At 65.5% G+C, this 16,333-nt stretch carries 18 protein-coding genes; 8 read left to right on the top strand and 10 right to left on the bottom strand.

The window, feature by feature from the left end; genetic code table 11:
* Positions 1-128 precede the first annotated feature (128 nt).
* The 7 genes from PHA81_RS04305 to PHA81_RS04335 form a co-directional block, all read right to left on the bottom strand.
* On the bottom strand, positions 129-626 hold the full coding sequence (locus PHA81_RS04305) for a VOC family protein (protein ID WP_005044579.1): 498 nt from the start codon (positions 624-626) through the stop codon (positions 129-131).
* Positions 627-770: 144 nt separating this feature from the next.
* Complete coding sequence (locus tag PHA81_RS04310) at positions 771-1,493, bottom strand: ABC transporter ATP-binding protein (RefSeq protein WP_005044581.1); 723 nt, start codon at positions 1,491-1,493, stop codon at positions 771-773.
* Positions 1,490-2,254 (bottom strand): ABC transporter ATP-binding protein, encoded by a 765-nt coding sequence (locus PHA81_RS04315; RefSeq protein ID WP_005044582.1) that lies wholly within the window; start codon positions 2,252-2,254, stop codon positions 1,490-1,492. The genes PHA81_RS04310 and PHA81_RS04315 overlap by 4 nt, the downstream gene beginning before the upstream one ends.
* A complete protein-coding gene (locus tag PHA81_RS04320) occupies positions 2,247-4,232 on the bottom strand; it encodes an ABC transporter permease (RefSeq protein WP_005044583.1) in 1,986 nt (661 codons plus the stop codon). Before PHA81_RS04320 ends, PHA81_RS04315 begins: the two co-directional genes overlap by 8 nt.
* Positions 4,233-4,238: 6 nt before the next feature.
* Positions 4,239-5,669 (bottom strand): ABC transporter substrate-binding protein, encoded by a 1,431-nt coding sequence (locus PHA81_RS04325; protein ID WP_273835555.1) that lies wholly within the window; start codon positions 5,667-5,669, stop codon positions 4,239-4,241.
* Positions 5,670-5,877: 208 nt separating this feature from the next.
* The gene (locus tag PHA81_RS04330; RefSeq protein WP_005044585.1) at positions 5,878-6,261 is read right to left on the bottom strand and encodes a PaaI family thioesterase; all 384 of its coding nucleotides are present in this window, start codon (positions 6,259-6,261) and stop codon (positions 5,878-5,880) included.
* A 572-nt stretch (positions 6,262-6,833) separates the two neighbouring features.
* Complete coding sequence (locus PHA81_RS04335; protein ID WP_005044587.1) at positions 6,834-8,087, bottom strand: NUDIX domain-containing protein; 1,254 nt, start codon at positions 8,085-8,087, stop codon at positions 6,834-6,836.
* Between the two features lie 72 nt (positions 8,088-8,159).
* On the opposite strand from PHA81_RS04335, the gene PHA81_RS04340 reads away from it, so the two are divergent.
* From PHA81_RS04340 to PHA81_RS04350, 3 genes are all read left to right on the top strand, one after another.
* Entirely contained in the window at positions 8,160-8,657 is a 498-nt protein-coding gene (locus PHA81_RS04340) for a metallophosphoesterase family protein (protein WP_005044588.1), read from the top strand.
* Between the two features lie 65 nt (positions 8,658-8,722).
* Positions 8,723-9,478 carry a coenzyme F420-0:L-glutamate ligase gene (locus tag PHA81_RS04345; RefSeq protein WP_005044589.1) on the top strand — a complete coding sequence of 252 codons (756 nt, stop codon included), beginning with the start codon at positions 8,723-8,725 and terminating at the stop codon, positions 9,476-9,478.
* Positions 9,465-10,445: a 5,10-methylenetetrahydromethanopterin reductase gene (locus tag PHA81_RS04350; protein WP_005044590.1), complete on the top strand. Its 981-nt coding sequence runs from the start codon at positions 9,465-9,467 to the stop codon at positions 10,443-10,445. Before PHA81_RS04345 ends, PHA81_RS04350 begins: the two co-directional genes overlap by 14 nt.
* Here PHA81_RS04350 and PHA81_RS04355 read toward each other — a convergent pair.
* Positions 10,399-10,620 carry a hypothetical protein gene (locus PHA81_RS04355; RefSeq protein WP_005044591.1) on the bottom strand — a complete coding sequence of 74 codons (222 nt, stop codon included), beginning with the start codon at positions 10,618-10,620 and terminating at the stop codon, positions 10,399-10,401. The genes PHA81_RS04350 and PHA81_RS04355 overlap by 47 nt on opposite strands.
* A 75-nt stretch (positions 10,621-10,695) precedes the next feature.
* Here PHA81_RS04355 and PHA81_RS04360 point away from each other — a divergent pair, with 75 nt between their 5' ends.
* Positions 10,696-10,878: a hypothetical protein gene (locus tag PHA81_RS04360; protein ID WP_005044592.1), complete on the top strand. Its 183-nt coding sequence runs from the start codon at positions 10,696-10,698 to the stop codon at positions 10,876-10,878.
* 176 nt (positions 10,879-11,054) lie between these two features.
* Here PHA81_RS04360 and PHA81_RS04365 read toward each other — a convergent pair whose 3' ends face one another.
* Positions 11,055-11,453: a MaoC/PaaZ C-terminal domain-containing protein gene (locus PHA81_RS04365; protein WP_005044593.1), complete on the bottom strand. Its 399-nt coding sequence runs from the start codon at positions 11,451-11,453 to the stop codon at positions 11,055-11,057.
* 132 nt (positions 11,454-11,585) lie between these two features.
* On the opposite strand from PHA81_RS04365, the gene PHA81_RS04370 reads away from it, so the two are divergent.
* From PHA81_RS04370 to PHA81_RS04385, 4 genes are all read left to right on the top strand, one after another.
* Positions 11,586-12,002, top strand: a complete 417-nt coding sequence (locus PHA81_RS04370; protein ID WP_005044594.1) for a hypothetical protein — start codon at positions 11,586-11,588, stop codon at positions 12,000-12,002.
* A complete protein-coding gene (locus tag PHA81_RS04375; protein ID WP_005044595.1) occupies positions 11,999-12,208 on the top strand; it encodes a helix-turn-helix transcriptional regulator in 210 nt (69 codons plus the stop codon). Before PHA81_RS04370 ends, PHA81_RS04375 begins: the two co-directional genes overlap by 4 nt.
* A gap of 229 nt (positions 12,209-12,437) precedes the next feature.
* Entirely contained in the window at positions 12,438-13,232 is a 795-nt protein-coding gene (locus PHA81_RS04380; RefSeq protein ID WP_049910258.1) for an ABC transporter ATP-binding protein, read from the top strand.
* Entirely contained in the window at positions 13,225-14,973 is a 1,749-nt protein-coding gene (locus PHA81_RS04385; protein WP_005044597.1) for a hypothetical protein, read from the top strand. The genes PHA81_RS04380 and PHA81_RS04385 overlap by 8 nt, the downstream gene beginning before the upstream one ends.
* A gap of 165 nt (positions 14,974-15,138) precedes the next feature.
* On the opposite strand, the gene PHA81_RS04390 is transcribed toward PHA81_RS04385, so the two are convergent.
* On the bottom strand, positions 15,139-16,191 hold the full coding sequence (locus PHA81_RS04390; protein ID WP_005044598.1) for a hypothetical protein: 1,053 nt from the start codon (positions 16,189-16,191) through the stop codon (positions 15,139-15,141).
* Positions 16,192-16,333: the final 142 nt, after the last annotated feature.

Genomic DNA, 16,333 nt, shown 5'->3' on the forward strand with positions numbered 1-16,333 from the left:
CCCGTTTCCCGGTACAGCCGAGACCGTGTTTTCCGTCAGCAACGTGTTGGCGGCTCGATGTACGGTCGTGGATCGATCACTCGTCTGCGGGTATGGATAAAGACGGCTGAAGCTGGCAGCCCGTCCGTTCACTTCTCGGCCGATTCGAACGTCGGCCACGCCGCCTCGACCCGGCGGCCGCCGACGAACGACTGATCTGGGTCGTAGCGTTCCTCGTAGGTGTCGTGGTACTCCATCAGCTGAAACAGGGTCCCGGTAGGGTTGCGCGGCGAGACGAACAGTTCGGTGTAAACCTCGTGTTCCGCCCGATCGACCACGGTGACGCCGGCGTCGGTCAGCGCCGCGGCCACGGCGTCGATGTCGGCGACTTCGCACGTGACGTGATGCAGGCCGGGCCCGTTCGCATCGAGGAACTCCTCCAGAAAGCTTCCCTCGGCGAGCGGCGTGATGAGTTCGAGTCGCGAGGCGTCGCCGAGGATGTAGCCGACCCACCGGAACTCCTCGCCCGGACCGGTGTCGTCGACGTACTTCTCCGCGCCGAGCGCGTGGAGGACGGCCTCGGCCGCTTCGAACTCCTCGACCGCGATCCCAATGTGATCGATCCGGATCGGGGTCTCGTGGGTCATCGATTCACCCGCCTCTCCCCGTTCGCGTGCTCAGTAGTGCGGTTCGCGGCTCGGGATCGCCCGGCTGGATCGTGCGACAGTTCGTCCGTCTGGGGTCGTGGTTCGGTCGTCATTGGTGTCGAATTGGATCTGGCAGTCGATGTGCTATTCGATCGCTCCCACGCCGAGGTGGCGATCGAGGAGCTCGTCGTCGTCTCGCACCGCCGCAGCGGGACCGCTGTGGACGATCTCGCCGTGGGCGAGGATATGCGCGTGGTCCGCGACGTCGAGCGCAACCGGGATGTTCTGCTCGACCAGCAGGACGGTGATCCCGTCGTCGTTCAACTCCCGGATGATGGCCTCGATCTCCCGGACGATGAAGGGTGCGAGCCCCTCGGTGGGTTCGTCGAGCAACAGGAGATCGGGATCGGCGACGAGTGCCCGTGCGATCGCGAGCATCTGCTGCTCACCGCCCGAGAGCACCGAGCCGTAACTCCCCTCACGCTCTCGGAGGTTCTCGAATCGGTCGAGTACCGCGTCGACTGAGGGACCACCCTCGGTCGGCACGCCGTGCTGCCCCATCTCGATGTTCTCCCGTACGGTGAGTCCGGGGAAAACCCGCCGATCTTCCGGGACGAACGTGATTCCTTTCCGAACTGTGTTCTCGGTCGCGAGCCCCGTGATCTCCTCGCCGTCGAAGGTGATCCGGCCGCTCGTGGGACTGAGGTTGCCGACGATCGACCGGAGCGTCGTGGTCTTGCCGACCCCGTTGCGACCCACCAGCGCGACCACCGACCCGCGGTCGACGTCGAAGCTCACGCCCTGGAGCACCTCGGTCAGCCCGTAGCCCGCGTGGACGTCCTCGACCGCAAGCAGCGGGTCGCTCACTGACGGACACCCCCGAGATACGCGTCGCGCACGTCGTCGTCCCCGGCGATCGATTCCGGCGATCCCTCCGCGAGCACCTCGCCGCGGGTGAGGACCGTGATCCGATCCGAGACTCGCATCACGAGGTCGATGTCGTGCTCGATCAGGAGCAAACTTCGATCGGCGAGCACGTCCTCGATCAGGTCCATCGTCGCCCGGGTCTCCTCGCTGCTCATCCCGGCGGTGGGTTCGTCCAGCAGCACGAGGTCGGGATCGGTCGCGAGCACGATCCCGATCTCCAGCCGGCGCTGGTCGCCGTACGCGAGCGTCTCGGCGCGCTCGTCGGCGTGGCTCGCGAGGCCGATCCGGTCGAGCACCTCGTCGGTGTGTGCGGCAACGTCCCCGAACGAGTTCTTGTCACGGAACATCGCGTCGCGGCCGGAGATATCGTCGTCGAAAATCGACTGAGCCGCGAGTCGGACGTTCTCTCGGACCGCGAGGCCGCCGAAGACGTTCGTGATCTGGAACGATCGGCCGAGCCCGCGCCGCACCCGATCGTGGGAAGGAAGGTTTGTGATGTCTTCGCCGCGGAACCACACCGTGCCCTCGGTGGGCGAAAGCGCGCCGGTGATGCAGTTGAACAGCGTGGTCTTGCCCGCACCGTTCGGCCCGATGACGCTCCGGAACTCGCCGGCCTCCACTGTCAAATCGACGCGATCAACCGCGGTCAGTTCGCCGAAGCGCTTCGTGATCCCCTCGGTTTCGAGCACGGCATCAGTCATCCGGGCTCACCTCCGTATCGTCGAGCCCGGCGGGTGGGTCACCCTCCTGGCTATCCCGCCACCGCGCCACGAGCGACGGGATCGAGACCAGGCCACGGGGGACGAACAGCACGAACAGCACGAACACCGCCCCGATCACCATGCGCCACTGCTCGGTGTAGGTCGCGAGAACGTCTTCGGCACCGATGAACACCCCGGCACCGATCATCGGTCCGAACAGGGTTCCCATCCCCCCGAGCAGCGTCATCACGATAACCTCGCCGGAGTTGATCCAGTAGAGTGTCTGATCCGGCGAGATCACGAACGTGTCGGGGTTCACCGCGAGCAGCCCGCCGGCGAGCCCCGCGAGCGCGCCGCTGATGACGAACGCGCGGCGCTTGTATTTCGTGACGTCGTACCCGATGAACTCCGTTCGCTCCTCGCTCTCGCTGATCGACTGGAGCACGCTGCCGAAGGGTGCGTTCATGAACCGCCGTGCGAACAGCAGCGCGGCGACCGCGAGGACGAGCGCGAGGTAGTAGAACACCGCCGCCGGTGTGATCGTCAACCCCGCGAGCGTGAACTCGACTTCGGAGATCGGGGCTCCGACACCACCGATCCCGAGGAACGCGTCGAACCCGAGCAGCCCGTCGCTCCCGCCGGTCCAGTCGAGCTTGAACACCGCGTTGTAGAACAACTGAGCGAACGCGAGCGTGATCATCGCGAAGTACACCCCCGACACCCGGATCGAGAGGTTACCGACGACCCACGCCACGACCGCACAGATCGCCATCGCACCGACGAGCGCGATCAGGAAGGAGGGTGCGAGGTGGAGCAGGACGAGCGCCGCAACGTACGCACCGATGCCGTAGAACATGGTGTGGCCGAGCGAGACGAGTCCGGCATAGCCCATCACGAAGTCGAGACTGAGCGCGAAGATCGCCCAGATGAAGATCTCGTTCAGCAGCGTCACGTAGTAGTCGTTGCCGGTCGCCAGCAGCACGATCGGAATCACCGCGAGTAGCGCCACCACCGCGATTCCGAGCCGTTCGCGGGTCTCCCGCGCGAACACCCCGCCGTGCGCTCCGATCAGGAGCTCGCCTTCGTCCGACTCGGTGGTCTGCCACTCGGGGTTGCCGAACAGTCCCTGGGGCTTCAGGAGGAGCACACCGATCATCAACAGGAAGATCGTCAGTCCTTCGAGCACGGGAACGTACGTCCGGGTCATCGTCTGGATGACGCCGACGAGGAGCCCGCCGAAGACCGCCCCGCGGAAGCTCCCGAGGCCGCCCAGTACGACGATGATGAACGCGGGAATGATGACGCCGTTGCCCATCCCTGGGTTGACGTTCTGATATCCCCCAAGAACGATCCCGCCGACCGCGGCGAGCGCGGCCCCGAAGCCGAAGACGAGGGTGTAGTACCGATCGATGTCGATACCGAGGTTTCGCACCATCTCGCGGTCCTGCGAGCCCGCCCGCACGATCGTCCCGTACGTGGTTCGATTCAGGACGAGCCACGTCCCGATCGCGAGCACGGCTCCCACGAGGATCATGAAGTAGTTGTACACCGAGAGCCGAACGCCGAAGACGGCGATCGACTGGTTGAGGACGTCGGGGACGGTGAGCTGGTGCTGGGAGGTGCCCCAGACGAGTTGAATGAGGTCACTGATGATGAGCACCAGCCCGAACGTGAGGAGGATGTGATAGAGGGGGTCCCGGCCGTACAGCGGTCGGACGGTGAACCGTTCGATGGCCGCACCGATCACGCCCACGAGTAGTGGCGCGACCACGAGCGCGACCCAGAAGCCGGTCGCGCCGAGCGGGGTGACGATGCTGAGTGCGAAGTACGCCCCCAGCGCGAACAGCTCGCCGTGCGAGAAGTTGATGACGTCCATCACGCCGAAGATGATCGACAGCCCCGCCGCCAGCAGGACGTACACCATCCCGAGGGTGACGCCGTTCACGAGCTGTTCGACGAAGGCGGATACGGATACCATGAGGGTTCAGTTCAGGCTACAGCCGAGCTCCGAGGCCGGCGGCAGCGCTGCCTCGCCCTCGGTCTTGTCGATGAGCTCCACGTCGGCCATGTCGCCGTCGCCTTCGACCAGCTCGCCCATCCACGTCGGGTTGGTGGCCTGGTGGTCGGACTCTCTGAGCGTGACGTCGCCAAGGACGGTCGTGAAGGTCCCACCCGAGAGGGCGTCTCTGACGTCGGCCGGATCCGTGCTGCCGGCTTGCTGAATCCCACGGGCGATGAGCCGGACGGAGTCGTAGCCGACCCGGGCGAAGTTGCCCGGTGGTCCGTCGTTCGCGCTCTGAAATGCCTCGACGAACTGCTGGTTGTCACCGAGATCGACCGACGGGTCGTACCGTACGCCACCGTACGTCCCGACGGCGTTGCTGCCGGTCGCGGCGCGCACGCTCTGGAAGCTCATCGTCGGCCCGACGAGGTTCACCTGGTCGGTGAGCCCCTGATCGGCGGCCTGGTTCACGAAGTTGACGAGATCGCCGCCGGTCATGCCGAGCACCGCGACCTCGGCGTTCGAGTTGGAGATCTGGCTGATGAAGGAGCCGTAGTTCGACGAGCCGAGCTGTGATTTCGTGAGCCCTGCCTCCTGATAGCTGTCGTTCGCCGACTCCATCCGAGAGCTGACGCGGTTGTACACCGACTGGCCGTAGGCGTAGTCCGCGATGTGAAACCAGACGTTCGTGCCGAGGTTGTTGACCGAGTATCCCGAGATCGCCTCCGCGATCTGGGCGGTGTTGGTCTCACACCGGAACACCCACTCGTTGCAGTTCTCGCCGGTGATCGGAACGGCGGCCCCGCCAGGGAAGTAGACGAACTCCTCGCTCGCGGCGAACTCGTTGAGCGAGAGCGCGACCGAACTGCTGATCGCGCCGAAGAGGTACTCGGCACCCTCCTCCTGAACGAGCCGCTGGGCGTTCCCCTGGGCGGCGCTCGTGGCGGTCTCGGTGTCCGCGTACACCGGCTCGATCTCGACGCCGAACTCGTCGCTCCCGTTGATCTGCTCGACCGCCAGCTCCGCGCCGCTGCGCTGGCCTGGTCCGAGTGAGCTGTACGCCCCCGAAATCGGGTTCAGGATGCCGACGGTCACGCTCCCGAGATCCGCCGACCCGCCGCCACCCGAGCCGCTCCCGTTGCCACCGGTTTCGTTCTCGCCGCTGGCGTCGCTGCTAGTGTTGCCACCGCTGGAGCCTTCGCTGCCGTTCCCGCCTGCCGAGCCACCACTTCCATTGGCGCTCCCCGCGTCGCCGCCAGAGTCGCCGCTATCGTTCGAGTCGTTCCCGCCACCGCCCCCGCTACAGCCGGCAAGCCCCGTGAATCCTGCCGCACCGGCGAGCGCAAGGAAACGGCGGCGTGAGCTAGCGCTCCTCATAGCCGGTGATTTCGACTCCTTGTCCTTGTCTTGCATAGTCACACCGCGGACTGACCCGCACTCCGTAATAAAACCTTCGACTACTATGATCAAATACTGATAGTAAGGACTCGCTGCGTCGGCGCGATCGAGAGGCCGCTACCGTTGTCTGATTGGGGTATGGGTTTGATACAGACGATTCCTGTCGAAAACACCACCTTATGTGACGGAAATAAGTGCCGGCCGCGACCGAGGCGGAGATGCGCTATCCGGTTTTATATACGCCGCGAACGTCGGCCACCGACGTTCCGTCTTCCGCCGTCACGGCCACGTCTACCACGCCGACGTCGCCGCCCTCGCGAACGACGTCCGCCTCGGCGTAGAGATCGCCGGTGCCCGCTTCGAGATAGTCGATCCGCATGTCGATCGTCGGGACGGGTTGGTCGACGAGCGAGACCAGCGCCGCGCCGCCGACGGTGTCGGCGAGCGTGAACGTAACGCCGCCGTGTGCCATCATGCGATCCTGGTTCCACGACAGTTCCTCGCGCATCGCGATGTGGCCTTCAGCGTGGCCGTCCGCCGCCTCGGTCACTTCGACGCCGAGCAGATCGGCGAACGGCATGCCCTCGAAGAATGCCTCGATATCCATCTCGAATCGCCGGTTGGGTGGTCGGCTATTAAAGAATACCGGAGATCCATCCGTCTGCTTAGACACACCGAGCGTGCGCAGTATTTTTGAGAAGACGCCCACTGAGCCGGTCGCATCGAATCTGTACTGACCGAGAATTAAAATTATCTGCATGCCACCCGTCTCTAATCGATATCGCTTCCAGGCTCCCACAGCTAGTACTATGCGTGGGTCGTGGCGAATCTGAGATGGCGATCTATCCACGGTAGCTGCTTTGGATTGGCAAATTTCTGAATCAGTTGAACGGGTGACTACGACTCCGACCGGCACGAGGTCGTTCCTGTTGTGAGCCACGATAACTGAACCGATATAACCGACGGACCGACCGTTAAAACGACTAGATGTGTCGATATCGTGGGAGAAAACAGATATAGTCGCTAATCACTCGATCGAATGACAAGCAATCGTCGTCCCCACATTCGTGGGCATATTTCGAGTGATCTTTTTGTTTTCTCTGGCAATATCACACCAGGTACCTTCGATCCTGTATCGTCGTGGCTCCTGTGATGCTCCCGTTTTTCTGCCGGCCGGGCTCACGTCCACGCCGCGAGTTCGCGCAGCTCTACTGCCGTCTCGGCGATGTCGTCCTGTTCGAGTCGGCCCTCCTCGGTGACGACGGTGACGTGTTCGGCCGGCGTCCGATCGAACGTCGGGTTCGTCACGGTGAGATTGGCGTCACCGTCGTAGACCGCACCTCGGTCTCGCTCCTCGAAGTCCGGCTCCGCCTCCGGATCGGGATCGATCTTGTCGCTCGCGGCGACGACGTACACCGAAACTTCCTCGTGGGAAGCGGCCACCGCGACGGCCCGGGTTCCGACCTTGTTGAGGACGCTGCCGTCGGAGAAGACGGTGTCCGCGCCGACGATCACGGCGTCGACTACACGCTCGCAGAGGAGGTGGGCGGCCGCCGCATCGATCGCGAGCGTCACAGGACAGTCGTCCGCGAGTGCCTCCGCGACGCCGACCCCCTCACAGGCGGGTCGCGACTCACAGACGAGCACTTCCTCGACCGACGCTTGGCGGAGCGCGTTGAGCACCGTCCCTGATCGCGAGAGCGTCAGCACCGTGCCATCGAGCCGTGCGGCCGCCTCGCGTGCGGCCGCCTCGTCGGTCTCGAACGCGCGGTCGATCCCCGCAGTTGCGGCGCGCTCGATCGCTTCGGGAGTTCGGTCGTCGCTCGCCGCGGCCATCGCGCGGTTGATTCGGTTCCCAACGACCGTCATGCTCGACCGCGCTGTGCGGAGGTCCTCGGCGAGGGTCGAAAGCTCGCCCCACGCGTCCTCGCTCTCGGTGGTCGTTCCGAGCACGCCAGCGCGGTCACGGAGCACCTCCAGAGCACGCACCGAGAGCCATGCCGAGCCGTGATCGGTGTCCGCTTTGACTACTTCGACCGTCGGCGCGACGCGCTCGTAGGACGTCCAGAGATCGGGCACCGTCTCGCGCCGCCTGATTTCGGACGGGGCGACCCACTCGACATCGGTCGTCTCGTAATTCGGCTCGACCGCGCGTGACTCGCAGTCGAACAAGTACGGATGAACGGTCCACCGTGTATCGAGGTCGCCGTCCGTCACTGCGAACGAGTCGCCCGCACGAACGAACGACACGGCATCGTCGAGACCCGTCTCCTCCGCGATCTCCTCGCGTGCGGCTCCGTCGGGATCGCTCTCGACGTGGCCCGCGACCGCACCCCACCGACCGGAATACGAGCCGACGGCGTCGCTGCGGTGGAGCAAGAGAACCTCGCCGCGGTTCCGGAGAAAACAGGTGACGACGTGGGTTTCATCCATAGGATCGCTACCGCGCGTTCGGTCTTGAACGTGGCGCGGGGAACTTTGAGCCTGAGGCTCGAACGGGCGCGCATGGTACGGATCGCGATCATCGGCGACACCCACATCCCCTCGCGCGCGGATCGAATCCCGGGGTGGGTCAGGGAGGAAGTCGAGGCGGCCGACCACACCATCCACGTCGGCGACTTCGATTCGGCCGACACGCTCGACGAGGTACGCGACCTCGCTGGCGTGGAACTCACGGCTGTGACCGGAAACATGGACCCACAGTTCGATCTGCCGTCGGTGACGACGGTCGAGCGCGGCGGCGTCGAATTCGTCGTCGCGCATGGCACCGGCGACATCGAGGGGTACGAGGAGCGCGTAGCAGGCATCATCCGCGAGGAGGCAGCCGACGGGCTGACGGTCGGCGTGTCGGGTCATACCCATCAGGTGCTCGACACCGAGGGCGACGGCGTCCGTCTGCTGAACCCGGGCAGCGCGACCGGGGCTGAACCGGCCCAGACGGCGACGATGATGATCGCGACGGTCGAGAACGGTGACCTCGACGTAACTGTTCACGAGCGCTGACGGACCAGCAGTTCCGGGTAGTGCCGACCCGAAGTACGGAAGTGTCCCCCCACCGGAGGCCGGTCATGAACGTCACTCCCGTCCCCGATCTCCCCGAGATCCGCGAGGGCGACGACCTCGCCGCGCTGATCGACGAACGCGCGGATCTCGATTCTGCCGACGTGGTCTGTGTGGCGAGTACGGTGGTCTCGAAGGCTGAAGGCCGGGCGCACGACCTCGACGCGTTCCCGGCGGGCCCACGCGCGACCGAGATCGCCGACCGGCTCGCCGAGATCACGGGCGAGGAGAAGGACCCCCGGTTCGCCCAGGCGGTGCTTGAGGAGAGCACCGATCTCCTGATCGAGGCCCCGTTCCTGCTGACCGAGACCCGGTTCGGCCACGTCGGCGTCAACGCTGGAATCGACCGCTCGAACGTGCCGGGCAGCGATATCCTCCTCTTGCCGAAACGCCCGGACGAGAGTGCCCGCCGGCTCCACGACGCGCTCTCCGTGCCCGTGATCGTGACCGACACCTGTGGCCGGCCGTTCCGCCACGGCCAGCGCGGAGTCGCCATCGGAAAAGCGGGCCTGCCGGCGAGCCACGACTGGCGTGGCGAGCACGACCGCGACGGCCGCGAACTCGGCGTCACGGTGGAGTCGATCGTCGACGAGCTCGCGGCGGCGGCGAACCTCGTGCTTGGCGAGGGGTCGGGCGGCGAGCCGGTCGCCGTAGTCCGGGAGTTCGAGCTCGACGGGTTCGCGGGGAGCGACGAGCTGTTCCGGGACGTCGAGACCGATTTCGTCCGCCAGGCGCTCCGGGAGTGGTCGTATGCGCGCGATTGAACTCACACCCGAACATCCCACCGAGCGACTCGTCGATCTCGGTATCGCGGCCGATCGGGCGGGGTTCGACACGGTGTTCGCGAGCCACCACTACAACAACCGCGATCCGTTCGCCGCACTCGCGCTGCTCGCCGAACGAACGGACGAGATCCGGCTCGGACCCGGTGTCACGAATCCCTACGAGACTCACCCGGTGACGCTCGCTTCGCGGGTGGCGACACTCGACGAGCTCGCCGACGGCCGCGCGGTGTTCGGCGTCGGGCCTGGCGATCCCTCGACCCTCAGAAATCTCGGCCTCGAAGACGAACGTGGGCTCCGATCGGTGCTCGAATCGTTCCAGGTCGCCCGCCGACTCTGGAACGGCGAGCGCGTCGATCACGACGGCACGTTCGTCGCGCGGGACGCCGGCCTGAACTACGACGTCGGCGAGATCCCGGTGTACGTCGGCGGCGAAGGACCACACATGTGTCGGATGGCTGCAAAACACGCCGATGGACTCCTCTTCAACGGGTCACATCCCGATGACCTCGCGTGGGCCGCCGACCGCGTCGCCGAGGGGCTCGACGAACGCCCAGCCGAACATGGAGAATTCGACCTCGCGGCGTACGCGAGCGTCAGCATCGCCGAAGACGCTACGGCGGCCCACGAGGCCGCCCGCCCGCCGGTGGCGTTCATCGCTGCTGGCGCGCCACCGCCCGTCGTCGAGCGTCACGGACTCGATTCCGACCGCGCGGACGCGATCGGCGACGCGATCGCGGCGGGCGATTTCGGTACCGCATTCGACCGGGTGAGCGACGCGATGATCGACGCGTTCTGTATCGCCGGCGAGCCCGGCGCGGTCGAGTCGCGGCTCACCGCAGTCTCAGAGCACGCTGACAGCATCGTGATCGGTGCGCCGCTTGGTCCGGATCCCGAGACGGCTATTCGCCTTGCTGGGGCGGCGTGCGACCGAAGTTCTTGGGGATGATCCCCGAGACGAGTGCGCCGGCGGTGAGATAGCCGAACACGCCGACCGCGAACAGCACGAAGATCGCACCGAACAGCAACAGGATCGCCGACAGCGGATCGCCGAGCGCGACCTGTGAAAACTTGTCTACGAGTTCGGGGATGTTGCCGAGCAATCGTGTGACGATGTTCGCCATACGCCCCGTCGGATGGGGAGGTACTTGTGCGTATCCGTCCACCACAGTCAAGCCGTCGGCGCGCTCACTGGGCGTATGGTCGATGACACCGAACCGAGCGACGTCGCGGAAGCCGACCCGCCCGGCGGTGATGGGGAAGCCCTCCAGTCGACGTACGCGTGGTCACCGGACGCGTCCTGCGGCGAGTGTGGTGCGACAATCGCGGCGCGCTGGCGTGACGGTGAGAACCTGGTCTGCGACGCGTGCAAGTCGTGGTGACGACCGATCCGGACGGTTCGGCTTGGATGATGGACGGTTCGACCATTCGCGCCCGACTCGTGTGACAGCCATGTCGAGAGTAGTCGGCGTTCACGAGTACACTCTCGACGACATCGGTCCTGTGGCGTTCAAGCGCGTAGAGCGGTGAGCACGCTCCGAGCAGCGAAACTCGATTGCTACCGCTCGTCCTTCCAGATCAGCCCCTCGAACCCCGATCGCATCACGGTGGTCCCGTCCTCGTCGTGACAATCTACCGAACACGCGAGCTCGTAGCGGTCGTCACGCTCGGTGACTGTTGTGACTGTCACCTCGCAGGTGATCGTCTCGTCGGTGTAGACCGGTTTGCGGAACTCGAACTCCATCGTCCGCGCGAGGACACCGAGATCGCCGCCGATCTTGGTCGGAAGCGTCGCAGTGAGCAGCCCCTGGACGACGAGTCGTCCCTCGTCGTCGGGTTCGGTGTGGATCGCCTGGCGATCGCCGGAGACCTCGCCGAAGCGCTCGACGTCCTCGTGGGTGAACGTCCGCTCGAACGTGTGGACGTCACCTTCCTCGGGTCGCGCTGTCGCTGTCATCGACCGGCATAAATCCCGCGCCGTGATATACTATCGGTCGAGACCGGACTGATTCCCCAGTCGTTCCGGTGTCGAAACGACAGCCAGTGTAAAGCTTCTTTTACAGCAAGGTTCTCCCTCTCTGTATCGATCATGTCACGGTCGAACTCGTCCGGGCGAGACAGACTCTCGAAACGGCGTCGGTACCGACGGCTGAGCTTCGGCTGTGCGATCGCTGGAACGCTGGGGTTCGTCGCCGCAGCCAACGTCGGCTATCCGTTGGTCGGCGTCGGACTGTACTGGCTCGGATTTCTCGCGTTCGTCGGCGTCTGGCGTGGCACCGCCGTGACGCTGTTCGACGAGCGCGATACAGCACACGAGCGGCGGGCGAGCCACATCACGCTCACTGTGATCGCCGTCACGGGGATCGCTGGCTGGCCGGCGTTGCTGGTGCTCGAAGAAACGGGCTACTACACGATCCCGCCGGTGCTCGAAGGAGCGTTGTTCGGCTACTCGGCACTGTTCGGGTTGTTCGGGATCGCCTATCTCTGGGTCCGGTACCGACCATGAAAAACGACATCCGCCAACGGCGCAACGTCGATGATCTGAGCCAGGCCGATCTCGCGGCGGCGGTCGGCGTCAGCCGCCAGACGATCAACGCCATCGAGCGCGAGCGCTACGACCCCTCGATCGAGTTGGCGTTCGAACTCGCTTGTCACTTCGACTGTCGGATCGAGGACCTCTTCGATCCCGAACTCGACGGTAGCGAACAGTAACGTCCCACCCGTCGTCGTGTTCTCTTGACGATGGTTGTCTCCCACCGACAGATTCAAGTGGGTGTGTAAAACATGCTTTACTGTAAAGTATGCTTTACGGAAAGCCCATTTGACACAGAGCCATGCCACGACAGACTCACTTCGACACGACACGCGACGACCGTCCCCGACGCCCACACCGACCATGACGGCCGAGTGTACCACCGAGAGGTCTCGAACGGAGGGGACGATGAGCGATCCCGCCATCGTCGCCAAGGGGCTCACGAAGCGGTACGGCGACGACCCCGCAGTCGAGGAGCTGTCGCTCACGATCCCTTCGGGAACCGTCTACGGCTTTCTCGGCCCGAACGGGGCCGGCAAGACCACTACGATGCGGCTGTTGACGACGCTCACCGAGCCGACCGCGGGGACGGCCACGGTGGCCGGTGTGCCGATCACCGATCGACCAGCGCTCACCGAGCGGATCGGCTATCTCCCGGCGGAGCCGCCGGTGTTCGACGAGCTCACGGGGTGGGAGCAGCTCAGACACGTCGCCAGACTCCACGGAATCCCCGACCAGCAAGCCGACGAACGGATCGAGGAGTTACTGGATCGGTTCGACCTACTCACAGACGCCGACCGGCGGATCGAGGGCTATTCGACGGGGATGACAAAGAAGGTCGGCATCATCGCCACGCTGCTCCACGATCCGGCGGTCGTGTTGCTCGACGAACCCACATCGGGGCTCGATCCGCGGGCCGCCCGCACGGTCAGAGAGACGATCGCCGACCTCGTCACCCGGGAGATGACGGTGTTCCTCTCGACGCACGTCCTGTCGGTGGTCGACGAGCTCGCCGACACGGTCGGCGTGATCGACGACGGCCAGCTCGTCGCCGAGGGACCGCCCGACGAGCTGAAAGCCCGAGCTCAGAAGGGAGCGGCGTCGGATCTCGAAGCCGCGTTCCTCGACATCACCGCTGCGGACGGTGCGGACGCCGACGGCACCGACGAGAGGGCCACCGCGACTGGAACCACGGATGACTGAGGAGTCGTCGCCGGCGCGTGAGCGTCGCCAGGATGTGGAGACGAGCACCGCCGAACCGCCGGCCACCGCCAGCGGTCGGCATGCTGACGGTCTCTCGACCCTGACCGCTGGCGTCGAACTCGCTCGGATCGAGCTGCGGCGCGGCTATCGCTGGCTCCGGGGTCAGGATTTCTGGCTCTTGTACATGGCGGTGTCGGCACTCGGTCTCCTGTTCGGGAGCTGGGTGGCGTTCGACACTACCCGCAGTATCGGGACGGCCCTGGTCGCTGGCGAGTCGCCACCGCTATCGCTGGCGACGGTCGGGATCGCGTGGAGCGTTCTCTGGCTGTTTCTGACCGCCACTCTCGCCGTCGACGCTCTCGGATCGAACGGCGGCCTCGCCAACGACGGTCACTACCTCACGATCAGACCGGCGGTCGATGTCGTCGTCGGGAAGCTCCTCGCCGCAGCGGCCAAGTTCGCGGTACTCGTGTTCGTTCTCCCGCTCGCAGCCACGCTCGGTCTGGCCGTCGGTACCGGCACCCCGCTCCCGCTCGTCGGTGGGTTCGCCGCCACCGCCGTCGCCATTGTGACCGCGACCGCAGCCGGCTATCCGATCGGGCTGGCAGCGAAGGGCGTTGTTCATCGGTCCGAACGGCTCTCTCGGTTCAAACCGATTCTCGGAGCCGGAATCGGCGTTAGCTACCTGATCGTGATGGTCTCCGGCGAGGTCGTGACCGTCATCGAGTGGATCACACCCGTGCTGCGAGCACCACCGCTCGGCTGGCTCGGCGACCTCGCGCTGTCGACGACTGTCGGCGCGGGTGCGTCCGGCGTGGGTGCCGTCGCCGTGATCCTCGTTGGGGGTGTCGCCGCCGTCGCCGGCACGCGCTCGACCGTCGTCGCCGCGCGCTACGCGTGGCGCGCCGATCGCGCACGGCCGACCGAGGACGACGCGGATGCGGCTGCCGTCGCTCCAGAGCACCGCATCGATCGGCTGCTCCGTACCGTCTGCCGGCGACCGGCGACGCTCGGTATCGCCAGCACGGCGCTCGTTCGGGCCTACCGATCGCCGCTCCAGCTGGTCTTCGTCGCGTTCCCGCTGGTGGCCGCGATCCCGCTCGGCGAGTCGCTGCTGGCGACCGGCACGCTTCCGTGGTACGCCCCGTGGGCCGTGATCTGGTACGGCGCGTGGGCCGCCGGCGCTGCCGTCCCGCTGAACCCGCTGGGCAATCAGGGCGCGACGCTGCCGACGCTGTTGAGTGCCCCGGCCGGCGGCCGATCGGTCGTCCACGGTCACGTCGTGGCCGTCCTCCCGATTGCGCCGGTGATCGCCGGACTCGCGGTCGGCGTCGGCGTTCTCGCCGGCGAGTCAGGGGTGGCGCTCGCGGTGCTCGCGGCCAGCAGTGTGGCCGCCGTCGTCGCCGCGGCCGTTCTCGCGGCAGGTATCGGTGCAGTGTTCCCGCGGTTCGCGGCGGTCGACTTCGCCGGCGCGCGGCGAGCGGTCCCACCCAGCAAAGTCGCCTACGGCGTCTTCTCTCAGGCGCTTACTCTCGCAGTGGTTGCAGGGGCCGTCGTGATCGATGACGTCGTTCGCGAACTCGGGACGGTCGTACTGTCGGCGTGGCTCCCCTTCGGACTGACCGTGAGCGTCGACACGCTGACGACGGGAAGCTGGATCGTTCTCGGGTGCGTTGCGGTTGCGGTGCCGATCGCGTACCGTGTCGCGGTCCGGCGCATCGACGGGTACCGGCTGGACTGACCGACGCTCCCGTTTCGAACGACGGTCGCGAGAAGAACTCGGAGCGGCACCTCGCTCGTATCTACACCTTGTCGCCAGAGCCACTTAAACAACGAGCGCACAACGACGACAGAAACGTCTCACAGCCTCGCCGGTGAGGTGTGGACGACTCCCCGTTAGGCCGAATCAGTCCTCGGACTCCGCTTCGGTCACGGATCCCTCGCCGAAAACGTTCGAAATCCGGCCGCGCCACGCGTCGATCTCCTCGATCTCGTCGCGGAGGTCGTCGATCCACGCCTGTGTCTCCTCGATTTCGGCTTGCACATCGGCGATCCCTTTGTCGAGCGCATCGATGTCGGTCGCGTTTTCCTCGGTGCGGTCGGCGAGGTCGTCGACATCGGCTGCCGTTTCGTCCAGCCGGTCGTCGATCCCGTCGATCTCGGCCGCGTTCTCATCAGTATGGTCGACAACACTCTCGATCTCGGTTGCGTTCTCCGCTGTGCGCTCGGTGACCCTCTCGATCTCCGTCGTGTTCTCGTCGGTACGGTCGGCGAGGTCGTCGATCTCGGTCTCGATCGTATCGAGCCGGTCGGAGAGGTCCTCGATCGCCTCGTGGCCCGTCCCGTGATCGTCGATGAACGCTTCGAGCGCGTCGGTGTAAGCCTCCAGATCGCTGATCCGCGACTGGAGATGTGAGAGACGGACCGTTTCGCTGTCCTGTTGGCCGAACTCCTCGGTGAGCAGTTCGCGGTCGGCCGACGAGAGATCGTCGTTGCGGAGTTCTGCCGCGAGCGCCGCGCCGACGCCGTTCGCTCCGGCTGTCGTTGCTGTCGCCGCTTTCTCGGACGGTTCGGTGTCGTCGTGGTCGGCTTCGGGAGTGTCGGCGCTCGTGACGTCGAGCACTGGATCGATCACGAACTGTTCGGGATCGAGGTCGGCATTGCGGACGCCGTAGACTGTTTGATACTCCTCACCCGGGGCGAGTCGTCGTTCGAACACGGCGTAGCCGTCCTCGATCGACCAGTGATCCCCGCCGTAGTCAGGATTAAATCCGATGTCGTCGAGCACGACGTCGTCGGGGGCCGCATCCACCATCCTGACCACCGCCGTGTCGTCGCGTTCGGAAATGAAATCGAACGTGACTGCCGGGACGGGAAACTCGTCGGTTGCCGTGGCTTTCCGGACGGTGATCCCATCCGACGCGACAGCCACTTCGGAGGGCGTGTCTGTATCGCTCATAGCTACGCAATCGGACACTTGCACATAAATCTTCACTGGTGAGAGCACCGTTCGAGACATCGATCGATGTCGACGCCAGCAACCGCACACCATCAACAGTCGATCGGGTCGTTTTGGAAGAGATTTTGGCATAGGTTTTTGG

It is taken from the genome of Halococcus sp. PRR34, from assembly GCF_028617175.1.
In the GTDB taxonomy this organism is placed as follows: Archaea; Halobacteriota; Halobacteria; order Halobacteriales; family Halococcaceae; genus Halococcus; species Halococcus salifodinae.

Coding starts and splice junctions, on each gene's coding strand:
- PHA81_RS04305 (WP_005044579.1), bottom strand. CDS start 626: ATGACCCACGAGACCCCGATCCGGATCGATCACATTGGGATCGCGGTC.
- PHA81_RS04315 (WP_005044582.1), bottom strand. CDS start 2,254: ATGACTGATGCCGTGCTCGAAACCGAGGGGATCACGAAGCGCTTCGGC.
- PHA81_RS04320 (WP_005044583.1), bottom strand. CDS start 4,232: ATGGTATCCGTATCCGCCTTCGTCGAACAGCTCGTGAACGGCGTCACC.
- PHA81_RS04325 (WP_273835555.1), bottom strand. CDS start 5,669: ATGCAAGACAAGGACAAGGAGTCGAAATCACCGGCTATGAGGAGCGCT.
- PHA81_RS04330 (WP_005044585.1), bottom strand. CDS start 6,261: ATGGATATCGAGGCATTCTTCGAGGGCATGCCGTTCGCCGATCTGCTC.
- PHA81_RS04335 (WP_005044587.1), bottom strand. CDS start 8,087: ATGGATGAAACCCACGTCGTCACCTGTTTTCTCCGGAACCGCGGCGAG.
- PHA81_RS04340 (WP_005044588.1), top strand. CDS start 8,160: ATGGTACGGATCGCGATCATCGGCGACACCCACATCCCCTCGCGCGCG.
- PHA81_RS04345 (WP_005044589.1), top strand. CDS start 8,723: ATGAACGTCACTCCCGTCCCCGATCTCCCCGAGATCCGCGAGGGCGAC.
- PHA81_RS04350 (WP_005044590.1), top strand. CDS start 9,465: ATGCGCGCGATTGAACTCACACCCGAACATCCCACCGAGCGACTCGTC.
- PHA81_RS04355 (WP_005044591.1), bottom strand. CDS start 10,620: ATGGCGAACATCGTCACACGATTGCTCGGCAACATCCCCGAACTCGTA.
- PHA81_RS04360 (WP_005044592.1), top strand. CDS start 10,696: ATGGTCGATGACACCGAACCGAGCGACGTCGCGGAAGCCGACCCGCCC.
- PHA81_RS04365 (WP_005044593.1), bottom strand. CDS start 11,453: ATGACAGCGACAGCGCGACCCGAGGAAGGTGACGTCCACACGTTCGAG.
- PHA81_RS04370 (WP_005044594.1), top strand. CDS start 11,586: ATGTCACGGTCGAACTCGTCCGGGCGAGACAGACTCTCGAAACGGCGT.
- PHA81_RS04375 (WP_005044595.1), top strand. CDS start 11,999: ATGAAAAACGACATCCGCCAACGGCGCAACGTCGATGATCTGAGCCAG.
- PHA81_RS04380 (WP_049910258.1), top strand. CDS start 12,438: ATGAGCGATCCCGCCATCGTCGCCAAGGGGCTCACGAAGCGGTACGGC.
- PHA81_RS04385 (WP_005044597.1), top strand. CDS start 13,225: ATGACTGAGGAGTCGTCGCCGGCGCGTGAGCGTCGCCAGGATGTGGAG.
- PHA81_RS04390 (WP_005044598.1), bottom strand. CDS start 16,191: ATGAGCGATACAGACACGCCCTCCGAAGTGGCTGTCGCGTCGGATGGG.